Genomic DNA, 16,730 nt, shown 5'->3' with positions numbered 1-16,730 from the left:
TCAGATTGTTGACAAAGCCCCGGTTTTTCGGGGCTTTTGTAGGATCATTTTTTGAATTTAGCCCTAAAAATAGAAGATCGCCTCTTATCCGGCCCTCTTAGCCAGGATATTGGCGATCTTTTTAATGTTTTGACATAGTGCAGTCAGTAATGCTTGCTGCTGCACTTTGTTTCGGCCGCGGAATCGGCAGTAGCGAAGCCCATGGAGCTCTTTGGCATCCGCGAAGCTTCGCTCAATCGTCTGGTATCGTAAGCGGTAGAGATATTTGCCGGACTTGCTTCTACCGTTTTGTTTTACCCACTCTTTACTATCCTGCCATACATGCCTGGTGATGACTTTTTGGTGATTCCGGGACCGGGTACATTCTTTGAGCATGGGGCAGTTCGCACAATGATTCGGATCCGACTTATACTGTCTGTAGCCTTCGCGATCCGTTGTCGTATATTTCAATTCGTGTTTTTGTGGACATATATACACATTGTTCTCCGCATCATACTTAAATCGCCACTTAGCCATTAATCCTTTAACTGGGGTAAAGGCTCTACCTCCGATGACCGCGTATATTTTCTTGTCTTGAAGCTTTTTGCAAATGTGCGACGTGAAGTAACCTGCATCCAGTGCGACGGCTTCCAGTGTTTTTTCGAATTTAAACTTCTTGATGATATGTTCCAAACGCTCTATGTAAGGGACAGAATCGTGAACATTGCCGGCAGTGACGTGGACATCCATGATGATGTTGTATTTGTGGTCGACGGTCCGATGATCGAGATAGAAAAAGCCTTCCGGCTTACCGTCCCGCACCATATAACCGCTCTCCGGATCGGTTGTGCTTACCTTCGTTAGTTTGGTTTCTTCCACCTCCTCTCGTGGCTTTAAAGCTTTTTTCCATGAGCCTCGCGATCGGCACGAATTGCTTCGTCCAGTTCTTCCATGTAGGCCCTCGTACTCTTGGTTACTTCCTCTTGAACAAACTTTCGTTTATTCGCATTGGCCTTGAGATGAGTTGAGTCGGTGATGAGTACCCGACCGGCAACGAGACGATGTTGAATAGCAAGCAGAACGACCCGGTCGAAGATTTGTTGAAGTACATCGCCTTCTTGAAGACGTTCACGAAAGTAGCTGAGGGTGCTATGATCCGGCACGCGATCCTTGAGCCCAAGCCCCAGAAACCATCGATAAGCATTATTAGAGAAAACCTCTCTTTCCAACCGCCGTTCGGAGCGAATGCCGTCAAGATACCCGATCAATAGCATCTTGAAAAGCATGATGGGATCTGCCGAGGGACGTCCATTATCCTCGCAGTAATAAGGACGGACTAAGTCGAGAATAAAGGAAAAGTCGATATGCTTATGTACTTTACGAAGAGGATGATCCGGATGAACCAGTTCCTCGATACACACCAATTCATATTCATTTTGGACATTCGGATTAGAACGAAGCATAGGATCCACCGCCTTAAGAGTATATTTACATTATAACATATTAACGCGGTAATTTGTTAAAGATATTGAACGAAAATCGAGTAGGCCCATGAATGAATTCATGGGCCTCTCACAGAACCGGACGTGCGGGTCATCGCATCCGGCTCCTCCGCGCTTATCCCCGCTGGGGATGATGTTCATTATAGATGTCTACGAGAAAAACGAGACCTCTTTCTCTGAACCAATCGTTTGGCATTGCAACACTGGCTGGCTTGGATAGCGAGCTTCTCCATGCGAACATACGCATCTTGGGAAGCTCTCCCCTCCACTTATTCTTTCTTAGTGCCCTGTAGAAGTTCTTCGGCTTTTTCCAGCTCCGCAACTGTACCATCCGGAGCCTTCTCCTTATCCATGCATCGTACTCTCTCATCAGACTTCCTACGTTGCCCCAGCCAAAATAGCTACCCCATCCACGTAAATATGGATTCAACTTCTTTCGGATCAGCTGTTCCACATTCACCGTTTGGTTCCGCCGCGTAATTGCTTTCACGCGTTCTTTAAATTTCTGTTTGGCTTTCGAGGATGGAGTAACCCAAAATCCCGGTTTAAACTCATGACCTAGGAACATAAAGGACTGTTCCAAGTTGTTCACGATCTTGGTTTTCTCCGGGTGTACTTTGAGCCCAAGCTCTTGTTCCAGTAGACGAATAACACCTTGGAGTACCCTCTCTGCCCCCTTTTGGGATTTGCAGCAGATCACAAAATCATCGGCGTACCGTGTTATACGGTGCTTCCGTTCAGTCATGAGCTTATCCAGCGGGTTTAGGTAGATATTCGCCAAAAGCGGACTAATAACCCCACCCTGTGGACTTCCTTGCTCGTTCAGGTGAAAACTTCCGTTCTCCATGACTCCGGACTTTAAGAAGCTTTCTATGAGCTTTAGGACACTACCATCCACCACTTCTTCCTTGACGGCCTTAAGCAACTTGTCATGTGGAATGAGATCGAAATACGATTTCAGGTCGGCGTCGATCACATAAACGTATCCATCCATGAGATCTTTCCGAATGTTCTCCAGCGCCATGTGTGCACTGCGTCCCGGGCGAAACCCAAAACTACACTCCATAAATGTCGCCTCGTAAATCGGTTCGAGGATTCGGCGGGTCGCCGCCTGTACTACGCGATCGCGAATTGCGGGTATCCCGAGCGGCCTTTGACCCCCATTTTCCTTGGAAATGTACATGCGCCTGACCGGCATCGGCTTGTATGCCTTCGCCCGCAGCTCCTGCTGAAGCGTTCTTAAGTTACGCTCCAGTTCACTCTCGAATACCTTTATGGTCACTCCGTCTACTCCCGCTGCTCCCCGGTTGCGCTTGACCTCCCGGAATGCCTCCTCAAGGTTCGGCATCGCCCATATCTTGTCGATGAGGCTGTGCCATCTGCGTTTTCTCGGGACTTCTACTCCCTCACGAAAGCCTACCTCTCCTTTTCCTTCCTTCATGTCTCGTGTTCCTTCCCTTTCAGTTTCCGGACGTATAGCTAATCTTTCAGCCTTTCCGGTTCCCCTTCGGTACTCCGCCCCAGACGGCCTACCCTTTTGTTCAGCCCCGGCTCTTCGCTCTTCTTGGCTCCCCGGCTTCTGTCTGGCACATGACGGCTTCCTAGGTGGTTATGCTTTTCTTCCACGGTTCCGGGCTTCGCACCAAGTCTTTGCCTTTTGGGTCTAAGCTTGCACCGACAACGTTGGTGTCGGTTCACTTGCCATTGCGGCTTTTCCGGCAAGCTTTCTCACTACTATCCCTTCGTATGACTGCTCACCATCCATCATTCTGTCTTAGCCCTATAAGCCTTGAAAAGAGTTTACCGCTATGCGGAAGACGATAAGCCCTCCTTGGGTCACGTCATCGTCTTTCCCCCGAATCCAGTCCTCCTAACTTTCGAAGCCTATGGTGGTATAGGACGTCCCCTTCTCTTGCAGGGTTATCCGGCTTCGCCAGCCAACATGGTTCATGCCGCCTGTTCCGGGTTTTGCCTTCTGATCCTCCGCACCCTCCCTTACGGCCAGAGCACTACCAGTCGGCTATGCGCTTCCGCCACCCCGCGGTGCGCTCGGGACTTTCACCCGTTAGTACGATGCGCTGCCAAGCGCACAAGTAGCCTGTTGGGTTTTTCAACAGGCTGAAGCGAGCAGCCCTTAGCTGCTCGCTTGCTAACCTTATTTTTATTTTCTCAACCCTTTCTTGGTAGCCACTTCCACATACTTCTCTGTTTCTTCCTTTACCATCTTGGTCACTTCGGCTGTGCTTAAGTAAGACGATTCCGCATTGATGGATTTAAGTTTCTCCAGAAAAGCCGGATCCTTTGACATTTTGGCAATCGCTTCATCCCACTTTTTCACTATACTATCGGGTGTGCCCACCGGAACGGCTACCCCGGTCCACCATTTCACGGTCATTTTAATTCCCGATTCGTCGGCAGTCGGAACATCGGGGAAATATTGGCTCCTTTTCCCTGATACGACAGCCAGCATTTTCGCTTTGCCCGCCTTTACCATAGTAGCCGCCTCGCTGACGGAAAGGACGCCGACCGTAATATGGCCCCCGGCGATTTTGGGCATGCTTTCGGAAGCCCCTACCGTTGTAATCATACGTGCTTTGGAGAAATCCGCTCCGATGAGGTCCAGCCATTCCGAAATGGCGAAGGTCGCTATTCCGCTCGGGCCGGGGGTTGCATATGTCAACTGATCCGTATTGTTTTTGGCCCAGTCCGAAAACTCCTTGAAGTCTTTCCAAGGCGCATCTTCCTTCACTATAAAAGCAAGAGGGTCCTCCACGACCTTTGAAACAAATTGAAAGTCCGCAATGGTGAAAGGCAAGGTAACGGTTCCGGCGAGCAGAGTGGAGGTGTTCGTAACGCTTGTCCCCAATACCGTATATCCGTCGGGCTTGGAATGCTTCAGAGCTTCATTGACACCGATGGCGCCGCCGGCTCCCGCCTTATTGACTACGTTGATCGGCTGCCCCCATTCCTTGGACAAATACTCCGCCACAGCCCTTGCGATGATATCGTTGCCGCCTCCCGCACCAAAACTTACAACATAGTCGATCGGTTTCGTCGGGTATTTCGGATCTTCTTTTTTTGCCGCAGCGGCATTGCCGGCAGAACCTTTAGCCGCAGGTGCAGCGCAGCCGGATAACATCGTGACTGTAAGCAAGGCCACGGCCAGCAAGCTAACGAATCCCTTTTTTTTCATTCGAAATCCTCCCTCAAATTTAAATTCAACAAACATCCCTATTCGGCAATGCTGACTTCCGTACCAACGGCTGCCTTGATTTGCTGCTTCGTACGTTTAATCAGCGCAATGGAAACGATCAGCAGAACACCGGAAAGAATAAGCAGCGTCAGCGAAATCGGATGCGTGAAGAAAATCGAAAAGTCGCCGGCCGACATGGACAAAGACTGGACGAACGACCTTTCCAGCATCGGGCCCAAAATAAAACACAATACAAGAGGCACAACCGGCCAGCGATATTTATTGAAAATGTAGCCCAGCACCCCGAAAATTAAAGCCACCAGCACATCGAACATGCTGTTTCTTACCGTGTAGGCTCCGATAATACTGAGGATAAAAATGGCCGGAGCCATGATGCCGTAAGGAATTTGCGTCAGCTTCGCCCACACGCCGACCAAAGGCAGGTTCAAAACGAGCAGCATTATATTGCCGATGAACATGCTTGCAATAATGGTCCATACAAAACCGCCGTTTTGCTCAAAAAGGAGCGGCCCAGGGGTCAGTCCGTAAATCATCAGACCGGCAAGCAAAATGGCTAGTGCCGGAGAACTGGGGATACCGAGTGCAAAGAGTGGGATAAACCCGGCGGAGCTGGTCGCATTATTCGCCGATTCCGGCGCCGCTACCCCTTCCACCGCTCCGTGTCCGAAAGTTTCGGGGTGCTTGGACAGTTTCTTCTCCAGGTCGTAGGCCATAAAAGTGGTAACCGCCGGCGAGCAGCCCGGCAGCAAACCTAACAGAAAGCCGACGAGCCCTCCCCGGACCATGGCTTTGGAGCTTTTCCGCAAATCGTCCTTCGTCGGGTAAACGCTTCCAATACTTCCCGATGAAATCGCCGTTTGCTTTTCTTCCATTCCCTTCAGTACCTCGGTAAGGGCAAACAGACCGATCACGACGCTAACCATATCAATTCCGGCAGACAGAGCATCCACGCCAAAGGTGAACCGCATCTGTCCGCCTACCGGCCCCAGTCCGACCATGGACAATAAATATCCGATAAGACCCATGATCAATCCTTTGACGATGGAATTCCCCGCCAAGTTTACGATAACGGTTACCGCCAGCACCATTAATGCGAAATATTCGGGCGGCCCGAACTTCAATGCTTGATCGGCAAGCAGGGGAGCAAAAAATACAAGTCCGATCACGCCCATCGTCCCTGCGACGAAAGATCCGATTGCTGCAATGCCGAGAGCGGGACCTCCTCTTCCTTGTTTGGCAAGCGGGTAACCGTCCAAGCATGTCGGCACCGATGAAACCTCACCGGGAATATTTAACAAAATCGCCGTCGTCGAGCCCCCATACATGGAACCGTAATATATGCCGGCTAACATAATCACGCCTTGAACCGGACCGAGTACCGTCGTGAGCGGGAGCAGGATGGCAATGGCGGAGGTCGGTCCCAGCCCCGGCAGCATCCCGACAAATGTGCCGACCAGAGCCCCCATCACGGCCATGGCCAAATTGAGAGGCGTAAGCGCATCCAAAAAGCCGTTAAATAACATGCCTAAAGCTTCCAATTCCGAATCCCCCCTTATATATCAAATATCCCGGTTGGAAACGGCATTTCCAACCAATAGATAAAAATCAAATATAAAGCCGCTGTCAAACATGCGGAGTAAACCGTGCATTTCGTATAATTGTACGAGCCCATCATCCTGAACAAGCAGGCGGATGCAATAAAAGTGCTGATGTTGTACCCCAAATATTGAAGGCTGAACCAGTAAGCAAACAAAAGTCCGAAAACAAGAAGCATTTTTACGATTGTATTACGTTCAGGAAAAACGACCTCGAATTTTGTACCTTTTCCAACGGCCATGACGATTCCGAGTATAATCAGAGACACACCTATTACTCCCGGCAGCGTATGATCTCCGACGAACATGCTGATTTTTGCGGGATATAAACGCACCGCTTCCGCCAGCGAGACAGCGCCGAAGATCAAACTGATGATTCCCCCAACCCGGTCAGCTCGCATACTTCCCCTCCCGTGTATAATATCGATTGTCTTCGAAACGATCCGGCGAATCCTTATTTCTTTAAAAATATCGGCTTGTTTATCGCATGCAAAAGGATATCGGAATCCAGATAATCCACATAATGAAGAATTAATGCCTCCACGGTCTGAGGCAAAATCTTCGATGCCACCGTATGAGTCACGATCATATGTTGAATTTCGAGCGGCAGCCGATGTTCGATCGCTTTGTGAACCGTATACACTCCGTGCTGCATAAGCTTCGCATAGCGTGTTTTATGTTTGCCTTCTCTGGCATATTCAAAGCATTTGCTTATATCGTGGAGCAAGGAGGCCGTAATCAAATCGTCCCGGTTTACCGAAATTCGGTGAATCTTTTCAATAATGTCCGCACAGGCGATAGCTTGAAGCGTAACGCTGCGTGTATGCTGCAAATTGCTGAATGCGGTTACAATATCGTTTTTAGGCACATCTTCGATATGTTCCCATCCCGATTCCCTGTACGCTTCTTCCCAAATGTCGACGACAGCTTGTTTGTAATCTTCGTTCCCGATCAGCTGCAATTCGGGCAATGCTTCGATAATAAGATTTCGCAAGTTAGCCATGATTTTCTCATCCTTTTCGCTGATTTTCTTGAATCTACCTGAATTGTATCGTACGATTAGAAATAAATAAAATACGCATATTTTATGTTTTTTCATAGATTTCTTCTATGTTAAGGAGGATGTTCATTTTTGGAAGAAAAAGATTGGATTATTCTTAAGCTGCTGTACGATGAGAGAAATATTACGAAAACGGCGAAGCATTTATACTTATCGCAACCTTCCTTGTCCCATCGTTTGAATCAAATTGAAAAGGAGTTCGGCGTCACGCTTTTCCATAGAGGAAGGAGAGGCGTAGAATTTACCGAACAAGGCGAAGTTCTCGCCCAATATGCCAACGAGATGTTGCAAAAATTGGCGGAAACCAAAGAAAAATTATGGAATTTAAGCGGACATGCCCAAGGTACTTTGCGTCTTGCCTGTTCTAGAGGTTTTGCTTTGTACAAGCTGCCGCAAGTATTGAAAAAAATTCAATCAAGTCAATCCTCAAGTCGATTTAACTGTAAGAACCGGATTAAACATGGATATCTTTAATTCCGTGTACAAACAAGAGGTCCATATCGGTATCGTACGGGGGGACCCCAATGGGCGGATGAAAAAACATTGCTTTGCAAAGAACCTATTTTGGTCATTTCAAACGATAAGATCGATCTGAGCGACCTCCCTTCTTTGCCCAGAATCGATTACCAGCCGGATCCGGCATTGATTATGCTCATCGATAATTGGTGGAAGGCTAAATTCCCCACCCCGCCCAGAGTGAGCATGAAAGTGGATCATATGGAAATTGCCAAGAAGATGGTTGCAAGCGGGTTAGGCTACTCCATATTGCCCGGCATCGTTCTTGAAGATCACGACCGTTTTCATACCATCCATTTAATGACCCGCGATGGAGAACCCCTGATGTGGCCGACATGGCTTCTTTATCGCAAACAATTTTTGCAGATATCCATGGTTCGTGCCTTTGTAAAATTTATGACGGAGTCGTTTGGCATGACGGAATCCGTGTAACCCTTCAAAAATCGAGTAGGCCCATGAATGAATTCATGGGCCTCTCACAGAACCGGACGTGCGGGTCATCGCATCCGGCTCCTCCGCGCTTATCCCCGCTGGGGATGATGTTCATTATAGATGTCTACGAGAAAAACGAGACCTCTTTCTCTGAACCAATCGTTTGGCATTGCAACACTGGCTGGCTTGGATAGCGAGCTTCTCCATGCGAACATACGCATCTTGGGAAGCTCTCCCCTCCACTTATTCTTTCTTAGTGCCCTGTAGAAGTTCTTCGGCTTTTTCCAGCTCCGCAACTGTACCATCCGGAGCCTTCTCCTTATCCATGCATCGTACTCTCTCATCAGACTTCCTACGTTGCCCCAGCCAAAATAGCTACCCCATCCACGTAAATATGGATTCAACTTCTTTCGGATCAGCTGTTCCACATTCACCGTTTGGTTCCGCCGCGTAATTGCTTTCACGCGTTCTTTAAATTTCTGTTTGGCTTTCGAGGATGGAGTAACCCAAAATCCCGGTTTAAACTCATGACCTAGGAACATAAAGGACTGTTCCAAGTTGTTCACGATCTTGGTTTTCTCCGGGTGTACTTTGAGCCCAAGCTCTTGTTCCAGTAGACGAATAACACCTTGGAGTACCCTCTCTGCCCCCTTTTGGGATTTGCAGCAGATCACAAAATCATCGGCGTACCGTGTTATACGGTGCTTCCGTTCAGTCATGAGCTTATCCAGCGGGTTTAGGTAGATATTCGCCAAAAGCGGACTAATAACCCCACCCTGTGGACTTCCTTGCTCGTTCAGGTGAAAACTTCCGTTCTCCATGACTCCGGACTTTAAGAAGCTTTCTATGAGCTTTAGGACACTACCATCCACCACTTCTTCCTTGACGGCCTTAAGCAACTTGTCATGTGGAATGAGATCGAAATACGATTTCAGGTCGGCGTCGATCACATAAACGTATCCATCCATGAGATCTTTCCGAATGTTCTCCAGCGCCATGTGTGCACTGCGTCCCGGGCGAAACCCAAAACTACACTCCATAAATGTCGCCTCGTAAATCGGTTCGAGGATTCGGCGGGTCGCCGCCTGTACTACGCGATCGCGAATTGCGGGTATCCCGAGCGGCCTTTGACCCCCATTTTCCTTGGAAATGTACATGCGCCTGACCGGCATCGGCTTGTATGCCTTCGCCCGCAGCTCCTGCTGAAGCGTTCTTAAGTTACGCTCCAGTTCACTCTCGAATACCTTTATGGTCACTCCGTCTACTCCCGCTGCTCCCCGGTTGCGCTTGACCTCCCGGAATGCCTCCTCAAGGTTCGGCATCGCCCATATCTTGTCGATGAGGCTGTGCCATCTGCGTTTTCTCGGGACTTCTACTCCCTCACGAAAGCCTACCTCTCCTTTTCCTTCCTTCATGTCTCGTGTTCCTTCCCTTTCAGTTTCCGGACGTATAGCTAATCTTTCAGCCTTTCCGGTTCCCCTTCGGTACTCCGCCCCAGACGGCCTACCCTTTTGTTCAGCCCCGGCTCTTCGCTCTTCTTGGCTCCCCGGCTTCTGTCTGGCACATGACGGCTTCCTAGGTGGTTATGCTTTTCTTCCACGGTTCCGGGCTTCGCACCAAGTCTTTGCCTTTTGGGTCTAAGCTTGCACCGACAACGTTGGTGTCGGTTCACTTGCCATTGCGGCTTTTCCGGCAAGCTTTCTCACTACTATCCCTTCGTATGACTGCTCACCATCCATCATTCTGTCTTAGCCCTATAAGCCTTGAAAAGAGTTTACCGCTATGCGGAAGACGATAAGCCCTCCTTGGGTCACGTCATCGTCTTTCCCCCGAATCCAGTCCTCCTAACTTTCGAAGCCTATGGTGGTATAGGACGTCCCCTTCTCTTGCAGGGTTATCCGGCTTCGCCAGCCAACATGGTTCATGCCGCCTGTTCCGGGTTTTGCCTTCTGATCCTCCGCACCCTCCCTTACGGCCAGAGCACTACCAGTCGGCTATGCGCTTCCGCCACCCCGCGGTGCGCTCGGGACTTTCACCCGTTAGTACGATGCGCTGCCAAGCGCACAAACAGCAGCGCCTCTTAGAGGCGCTGCGAGAGCTCCTTTAAATGCCGGACCGCATGATCGAGAAATTCGGTGCGGCCGAAGCTCCCGGATTTAAGAACGATGAGCATATCCCGCCCGATCGCCAGACCCGAGGGAAGTCCGGTTTCAATCTCCTTAAGGACATAGTTCCCTTGAATCCCCAGCTTGCGGCAAACGGTGCCGGAGGTATCTCCCCCCGCTACAACGAGCCGCTTAAGCCCCGTCCGATTAACCAACCGGGCAGCAGCCTCCGCCAGAGCGGCGGATATAGCCTTGCTGACCGTCAATGGATCCATCCTCAGCGTGGCGCCGATTACTTTCGTTTGGGCAACGACTTCTTCTCGGTTATCCGCCATGACGAGAACGTCTTTGCCTTCTGCCAAAAGTGCTTGAGCGCGACCGGTAACGGATGCGATCTCATCCTCCTGACGGTCGGCGGCAAGCACGTTTCGCGAGTCCAAAACAATCGCAGGGTACCCGGCGTCGATCAGATAGGTCGTTTGGGCCCGGGTCTGCGGGGTCAAGCTGCCCGAAACAATCAGCACCCCGTTGCTGTCGGACACGTCCACCCGATCAAGTATATTTTCTCCTTGTTTAGCCGGCCAAAACTTGGGCAGCTCTTCCCCTATCGCCGAGCTGCCGCAGAGCACAGGGAAATCGCGGACGGCTTCGGCTACAATGCTTAAATCAGACTGGCTTTCCGAATCGATAATCACGTAATTGTACTCGCCGCGAACCGTTTCGATCGCTTTCCGAAGCGTTTCAACTCCCTGCCTAACCGTATCTATGTCGATAAGAGTTACCTTGCGCTCCGTTTGTTCCTGCAAAATGGAAACCAAATTCGACTGCTTCATCGGATGAACCGGATCGTTGGCGAATTCCGAATGCTCCAAAAGCTTCCCATGCACCGTATGGAGACCGTATAAGGTCTTTCTTCCATTTTTGGGAAACGCGAGCGTAATGACGGCGAAATCCTCTCCCAGCGCATCCAGCATGGCATCGAGCTCTTTCCCGATATTCCCGCGGAAAACGGAGCAGGTTTTGTTGTAGTACATACGGCAGCCCAGCTCCTGCAGCTTCTTGGTCGCCTTATACACCTTGTCGTAGCTAAGCTCCGGCGAATCGAGACGGCTGTCCGTATCGATGATCAGCACATCCGCATCCTTCTCCAGCTGCATCGTCTCGTGAAAAGTGACCACTTTCACCGAATAGCGATTTCCGCTGAACATGAGTCCGATGTCGTTGGCCCCTGTCGTATCGTCCGCAACAATTCCGATCATTCCGGCAACCTGCCTTTCATTGCTTTTCTGGGCTTGTACTTGGATTCTTCCAAGAAACTGCGGACGACCTGGTCCGGAATCCGGACCAATTGAACGCCTGAAGCTTTGGCCTGTAAAATCATGCGGCAAGCCATCTCCAATGTCTCCAGCCGCATCATCGCTTCGTCGACGTTGTCGTCGAAAACAACCACACCGTGGTTACGCATCATGATGACATTGGCATAAGACGTTTGCTCAGCGATCGCTTCCCCCAGCTCTTTCGTGCCTGGATGGCAGTAATCGACATAAGCGATATTTTCGAGATAATACATGGTCTCAATAAACATCTCGGAGTATATCGGTTCATTGCTGCAAGAAAACAGTGTCGTGTAAAAAGGCGAAGAGTGCAGGATCGCTCCTGCATCTTCACGCGTTTTGTAGATTCCCGTATGCATCGGCGTTTCTTTGGACGCTTTTCTTGTGCCTTTGGCCGTGCCGGCGACGATGTCAAATTCCACAAAATCGTCCTCCGCAAGCTCCCCCATAAACGTCCCCGATGCGGTGATCAGCATCCGGTCTTTATCGAGTCTGGCGCTTATATTGCCGGATGTGCCCCAAGCGAGCCGGTTGGACAGCATGTAACGTCCCGCCTTGATCAGCCGGTTCTTCGTTTCGTTCATACGCGGGCCACTCTTCTGACAATGGCTTCGGCAAATTCGGAAGTCGTGGCTTGGCCTCCCAAATCGCGGGTACACTCTCCTTCGGCGACCGTTGTCAAGATGGATTGCTCCATATGACGGGCGATTTGGCCTACTTCCTGGTCTTTATGGCGCGCAGAGAGCCAATCCAGGAACATCACCGTAGATAACATGATTCCTATCGGATTTGCAATGTTTTTGCCGGCAATGTCCGGTGCCGAACCATGAGCCGCTTGCGCCATAGCTTGGTCGTTATTTGTGTTGATGGACGGGGCGAGTCCCAGGCTTCCGACGAGCTCCCCCGCCAAATCGGAAAGTATGTCGCCGAACATATTCTCCGTCACGATCACGTCGAAATCGCGGGCGCGCCTTACCAAGTGAGCCGTCATCGCATCGATATGAAAATCGTTCACTTCCACTTCCGGATACTGCTGAGCGATTTCCCGGCAAACCTTCAGGAACAATCCGGTGCCGAGTTTGATGACGTTTGCCTTATGGACGATCGTTACTTTTTTACGGCGCTTCATCGCCAGCCGGCACGCTTCATGCGCTATACGTTCGGCAGCTTTTCTCGTAAAAACACCTGCGGAGATGACCAAATCTTCGGTGACCTGCCATTCCCCCGCGCCTGAAAACATATTTCGGTCGCAGTAGTAGCCTTCCGTATTTTCGCGGACGATCACCAAATCCGCTTCTCCTACAACGCTTTTAATGCCCGGCATGGTTTTGGCCGGACGGACGTTCGAGTACAGGTCGAAATAGTGGCGAAGCTCGCCGCTCGGATTCCGGCCCACCTTATGCTCGGGCGGATAAGCGGCGGAGTCGTGCGGCCCCATGATCCATCCGTGCGTTTCTTTCAGCGCGTCTTTTGTATATGGAGGAATCGGATCATTATGTTTTTCAATGCCTTCCCATCCCATTGGAAGTGGGGTAAAATCGAATTTTGTGCCGGGGTAGCGCTCTGCCACAGCCTTCAGCACCTCAACCGTCGCTTTCGTGATTTCCGGACCGATGCCGTCTCCATACAAGACGCCGATTTTGTAAGTAGCCATTTGTTTTGCCATCCCTTTCTGTAATTAAAATCTACCTAAAATATATACCGCCCGGAGAATGAGTTAAAATATTTAATTCGAATTGAGTGCCATAGCTTTTAATTATGCTTTACGTGTTCAAAAAGATACGTCGCTTCGGAGTAGGGGAATGCCTCCGGTCGCTATCATCAGCATCCGTTATGAACTGTGATAACATATTGGTATTTTTCAACCTGATGATTATCCCTGTATAATACGGATATTTCTTAAACATTCATTAAACTTGGGAGGTAAACCGATGTCCGATATCGTAAAACAATTCGAAGCCATACCTACAACGTGTATTTCCGATACGATGCAAGGCCTGAATAATATGGATTCAAGCATCAAGCCGTTAAAAGAAGAATACAGGGTGGCGGGAAGAGCCTTCACCGTCAAAATGCCCGTAGGAGATAATCTGACCGTATTAAAAGCGATCCGGGAAGCCAAACCGGGAGATGTGCTCGTTATCGACAGCAAAGGCGAAACTTACCGCACCGTTGCAGGCGACTTCATCATCGGCCTGGCCCAGACGCTTGGGATTGCCGGGATCGTCGCCGACGGCGTCATTCGGGACATTTTGGCAACGAAGGCGCTGAATTATCCGGTGTTTTGCAAAGGAGCAACCGTTGCTTCGAGCAATAAATCCGGTTGGGGCGAGGTGAATGTGCCCATTTCCTGCGGAGGCGTCAGCGTTCGGCCCGGCGATATTGTCGTAGGCGATGCCGATGGAGTTGTCGTTGTTCCTCAGGAGAAGGAACAGCAAATATTACAGCAATCGCTCGCCAAGCTAGCCAAGGATCGGGAACGTGAAGCTTCGGTTTCCGGCAATCCGGAAGCAATCAGAAAATATTTGGATGAGATGATAGGGTCAAAATAATTACTCCTATTAACAAGAGCGCCTTTCATGAAGAGAGGCGCTCTCTTTTACCATTTAATTGATTTCTGCGATTAATCCATGTTTGGCGAACTGCTCTGCCATAGCGGACTTCGCTTCGATCTCATCCGGTCCATGTATCTCCAGCTTATACTTCTCATTTTTGAATAAGGTTATGCTCAAGCTTAGCATGCTTTTCACATCAATGTATTTATTGTCTACTCGGAGAACTATGCTGGACTTAAACTTGCCGGCCGCGTGATTGATTTCTACAATCGCTTGCGTTTGACCTCTGTTCATAAAGAAATCGCCTCCAGGAAAACGTGGATTTAACCTATAGATATAGCTCCTGTTAGAAGAGAGAAAACAATTAATGCGGCTGAAGCAAGAAGAATCCACACGATGGAAAAACGCTGCAGTTTTCCGAGATCGGAGCGAATCAGCTCAATCAGCACCCACAATGGCGCGGAAGTAGGACCAATCAGATGGATAGCTTGTCCCACTGTCGATGCCCTTGCGATTTCTACAGGAGCAATCCCATACTGCGCCGCGGACTTTGCCAAAACAGGAACGACTCCGAAGAAGTAGGCATCGTTAGACATAAAAAAGCTTAAGGGTATGCCGATTATCGCAGTAATAACGGTAAAGTAAGGACCAAACGAAGTAGGGATCCACGAGACCAAATCGCCTGCCATGGCATCGACCATTTTGGTACCCGAAAGAATTCCGGTAAAAATCCCCGCCCCCAGAACCAAGCTCACCACAGGAATGGCATTGCCTGCATGTTCTTTAATCATTTTTTTCTGTTCTTCGATATTAGGAAAATTAATGATCAGTGCAATGGAAAATCCGATAATGAACAAAATGGAAATAGGAATGACATCCATGATCAGCACAACCATGAGAGCGACGGTCAATAATAAGTTGACCCAAATCAACCAACGTTTTTGGGGACGTCGTTCCTCGGCAGAACCTGCAGCTGCTTCCGATTGTTCCAACATGGCGATCCCAATTCGCTTGCGTTCCATCCGCCCCAAAATGTAAGCCGTAAGCAGAATCCATAAGGAGCCGCATATCATGGTAGGAATAAACGGGTTAAAATACTGGGACGCCTCGACTCCAAGTATGCTGATGGCTCTTGTCGCCGAACCTCCCCACGGAGTCATCCCCGCCACTTTCCGAGCGAAAGAATGGAGACGGTAGCGAGTACTAACGGATTCATGCCAATTCGCCTGTAGATGGACAGCATTGCTGAGCATACGATCATATATGTGGTCGTACCGTCCCCGTCCAAAGCGCATAACAGCGCAAGAACTCCCGTCCCCACCGCAATTTTGGCCGGGTCGCCCTTGGCGATTTGAAGTATTTTATTGCTTACGGGATCAAACAACCCCGAATCCATCATAATGCCGAAAAAAAGAATTGCGAAAAGAAGCAGCACGGCGGTTGGAGCAACCGTTTTCACTCCCGAAAGCATCATGCTTCCCAATTGGGGACCGAATCCTCCTATGTAAGCGAACACAATCGGCACGAAAATAATTGCGGTGAAAGCTATCATTCTTTTGGCCATTACCAAATAAGTAAAAAAAGCAAGCGTCAAAAATCCAAGTAACGATAATAACATGGTGTCCTCCCCAGATCCGGTCGAATTCGATTCTTAAAGCGTTTTCTTCTTTGTCCTGCATCGTTTTCCTATGAAGAGCCATTCGTTTTATTTATGTCTATGCTCAATTTCGTTCATGATCGAATGGGCGCTTATTTGCGGGCTTGTAAGCACAGAAACTCCTCCCCCTTCCAGCACAACTGCAGTACGCGCCATCGAAATTTGAGCCAAAACGATCAGATCTACGTCATGTAACAGCTTCTCGGCGCTTTCTTTAATTAGTTGATCGTGCTTCAAGGTATCTCCGCTCTTCAATGCCTCAAAAGCTTCCGGCACAACATCTACAAAGATTTGCAGCGGTTTTCCGAGTTCTTCCGCAGCCTTTTCCAGCAGCATCCTGGTAGCAGGCCCGGCGGCCGCCACCGTAGCGATCACACCGATCCGACGACCTTGCTTAACCGCTAAATCGAGCATAGCTCCATCCACACTAAGCACAGGAATGGAAAACTGCTTTTGAATTTCCGGAATGAGAGGAGAAAATGACGAACAAGAAAGCAGAATTCCGTCCGCTTTGGTATCTACAGCTTTCCGGATTAGATCTGTTAGACGTTTCATTAATTCAGGCGTAATGCCCCCCTGCTCGTTTACCGCCAAAAGGAGCCCTTCATCCAGAAAGTTAACGATTTCCGTGTCGGGATAATTTTTTTGAACGTTTCAAGCAGCGGGTCCACCGCGCTGAGCGTTGCATGAACAAGACCTATTCTCGTTTTCATTACACTCGGCCTCCTAAAGTAATTTTTTTTCCCGATATTAAGTTTAGAGCAGATGAGAAAATTAAAAT

At 49.5% G+C, this 16,730-nt stretch carries 16 protein-coding genes and 1 pseudogene; 3 read left to right on the top strand and 14 right to left on the bottom strand.

The features are described 5' to 3' along the window. Positions 1-84: 84 nt before the first annotated feature. The 6 genes from MYS68_RS38295 to MYS68_RS38270 form a co-directional block, all read right to left on the bottom strand. A protein-coding gene (locus tag MYS68_RS38295) for an IS1182 family transposase (RefSeq protein WP_248930650.1) occupies positions 85-1,442 on the bottom strand; the annotation gives its coding sequence in 2 pieces (ribosomal slippage) (positions 85-878 and positions 878-1,442; 1,359 coding nt in all). 154 nt (positions 1,443-1,596) lie between these two features. Then, complete coding sequence (ltrA, locus tag MYS68_RS38290; protein ID WP_248924450.1) at positions 1,597-2,922, bottom strand: group II intron reverse transcriptase/maturase; 1,326 nt, start codon at positions 2,920-2,922, stop codon at positions 1,597-1,599. Between the two features lie 720 nt (positions 2,923-3,642). After that, a complete protein-coding gene (locus tag MYS68_RS38285) occupies positions 3,643-4,674 on the bottom strand; it encodes a tripartite tricarboxylate transporter substrate binding protein (RefSeq protein ID WP_248930760.1) in 1,032 nt (343 codons plus the stop codon). A gap of 38 nt (positions 4,675-4,712) precedes the next feature. Continuing rightward, positions 4,713-6,218 (bottom strand): tripartite tricarboxylate transporter permease, encoded by a 1,506-nt coding sequence (locus tag MYS68_RS38280; RefSeq protein ID WP_248931156.1) that lies wholly within the window; start codon positions 6,216-6,218, stop codon positions 4,713-4,715. A 29-nt stretch (positions 6,219-6,247) separates the two neighbouring features. Continuing rightward, positions 6,248-6,691: a tripartite tricarboxylate transporter TctB family protein gene (locus MYS68_RS38275; protein ID WP_248930759.1), complete on the bottom strand. Its 444-nt coding sequence runs from the start codon at positions 6,689-6,691 to the stop codon at positions 6,248-6,250. Between the two features lie 53 nt (positions 6,692-6,744). Continuing rightward, on the bottom strand, positions 6,745-7,293 hold the full coding sequence (locus tag MYS68_RS38270; RefSeq protein WP_248930758.1) for an HD domain-containing protein: 549 nt from the start codon (positions 7,291-7,293) through the stop codon (positions 6,745-6,747). A 129-nt stretch (positions 7,294-7,422) separates the two neighbouring features. On the opposite strand from MYS68_RS38270, the gene MYS68_RS38265 reads away from it, so the two are divergent. Beyond that, positions 7,423-7,824 (top strand): LysR family transcriptional regulator, encoded by a 402-nt coding sequence (locus MYS68_RS38265; RefSeq protein ID WP_248930757.1) that lies wholly within the window; start codon positions 7,423-7,425, stop codon positions 7,822-7,824. Positions 7,825-7,893: 69 nt separating this feature from the next. Continuing rightward, positions 7,894-8,298: a substrate-binding domain-containing protein gene (locus tag MYS68_RS38260; RefSeq protein WP_248930756.1), complete on the top strand. Its 405-nt coding sequence runs from the start codon at positions 7,894-7,896 to the stop codon at positions 8,296-8,298. Between the two features lie 89 nt (positions 8,299-8,387). Here MYS68_RS38260 and ltrA (MYS68_RS38255) read toward each other — a convergent pair whose 3' ends face one another. From ltrA (MYS68_RS38255) to MYS68_RS38240, 4 genes are all read right to left on the bottom strand, one after another. Then, a complete protein-coding gene (gene ltrA, locus MYS68_RS38255; protein ID WP_248924450.1) occupies positions 8,388-9,713 on the bottom strand; it encodes a group II intron reverse transcriptase/maturase in 1,326 nt (441 codons plus the stop codon). Between the two features lie 665 nt (positions 9,714-10,378). Then, positions 10,379-11,662, bottom strand: coding sequence for a four-carbon acid sugar kinase family protein (locus MYS68_RS38250; protein WP_248930755.1), 1,284 nt, complete (start codon positions 11,660-11,662; stop codon positions 10,379-10,381). Beyond that, entirely contained in the window at positions 11,659-12,321 is a 663-nt protein-coding gene (locus MYS68_RS38245; protein ID WP_248930754.1) for a class II aldolase/adducin family protein, read from the bottom strand. Before MYS68_RS38245 ends, MYS68_RS38250 begins: the two co-directional genes overlap by 4 nt. Then, positions 12,318-13,391 carry an isocitrate/isopropylmalate dehydrogenase family protein gene (locus MYS68_RS38240; RefSeq protein ID WP_248930753.1) on the bottom strand — a complete coding sequence of 358 codons (1,074 nt, stop codon included), beginning with the start codon at positions 13,389-13,391 and terminating at the stop codon, positions 12,318-12,320. Before MYS68_RS38240 ends, MYS68_RS38245 begins: the two co-directional genes overlap by 4 nt. Before the next feature lie 277 nt (positions 13,392-13,668). On the opposite strand from MYS68_RS38240, the gene MYS68_RS38235 reads away from it, so the two are divergent. Continuing rightward, the gene (locus tag MYS68_RS38235; protein WP_248930752.1) at positions 13,669-14,289 is read left to right on the top strand and encodes an RraA family protein; all 621 of its coding nucleotides are present in this window, start codon (positions 13,669-13,671) and stop codon (positions 14,287-14,289) included. Positions 14,290-14,343: 54 nt separating this feature from the next. Here the strand turns inward: MYS68_RS38235 and MYS68_RS38230 are convergent, their stop codons facing one another. The 4 genes and pseudogenes from MYS68_RS38230 to MYS68_RS38785 all read right to left on the bottom strand — a co-directional run bounded on the left by MYS68_RS38230 (position 14,344) and on the right by MYS68_RS38785 (position 16,662). Continuing rightward, positions 14,344-14,586: an HPr family phosphocarrier protein gene (locus MYS68_RS38230; protein ID WP_248930751.1), complete on the bottom strand. Its 243-nt coding sequence runs from the start codon at positions 14,584-14,586 to the stop codon at positions 14,344-14,346. 29 nt (positions 14,587-14,615) lie between these two features. Then, positions 14,616-15,910 (bottom strand): annotated as a pseudogene (locus tag MYS68_RS38225) (CitMHS family transporter). An 87-nt stretch (positions 15,911-15,997) separates the two neighbouring features. Continuing rightward, a complete protein-coding gene (locus MYS68_RS38220) occupies positions 15,998-16,543 on the bottom strand; it encodes an aspartate/glutamate racemase family protein (RefSeq protein ID WP_248930750.1) in 546 nt (181 codons plus the stop codon). Continuing rightward, positions 16,534-16,662, bottom strand: coding sequence for a hypothetical protein (locus tag MYS68_RS38785; RefSeq protein ID WP_275983667.1), 129 nt, complete (start codon positions 16,660-16,662; stop codon positions 16,534-16,536). Before MYS68_RS38785 ends, MYS68_RS38220 begins: the two co-directional genes overlap by 10 nt. Positions 16,663-16,730: the final 68 nt, after the last annotated feature.

The organism is Paenibacillus hamazuiensis (assembly GCF_023276405.1).
In the GTDB taxonomy this organism is placed as follows: domain Bacteria; phylum Bacillota; class Bacilli; order Paenibacillales; family NBRC-103111; genus Paenibacillus_AF; species Paenibacillus_AF hamazuiensis.
This window is presented reverse-complemented; position numbering and strand designations above follow the sequence as displayed.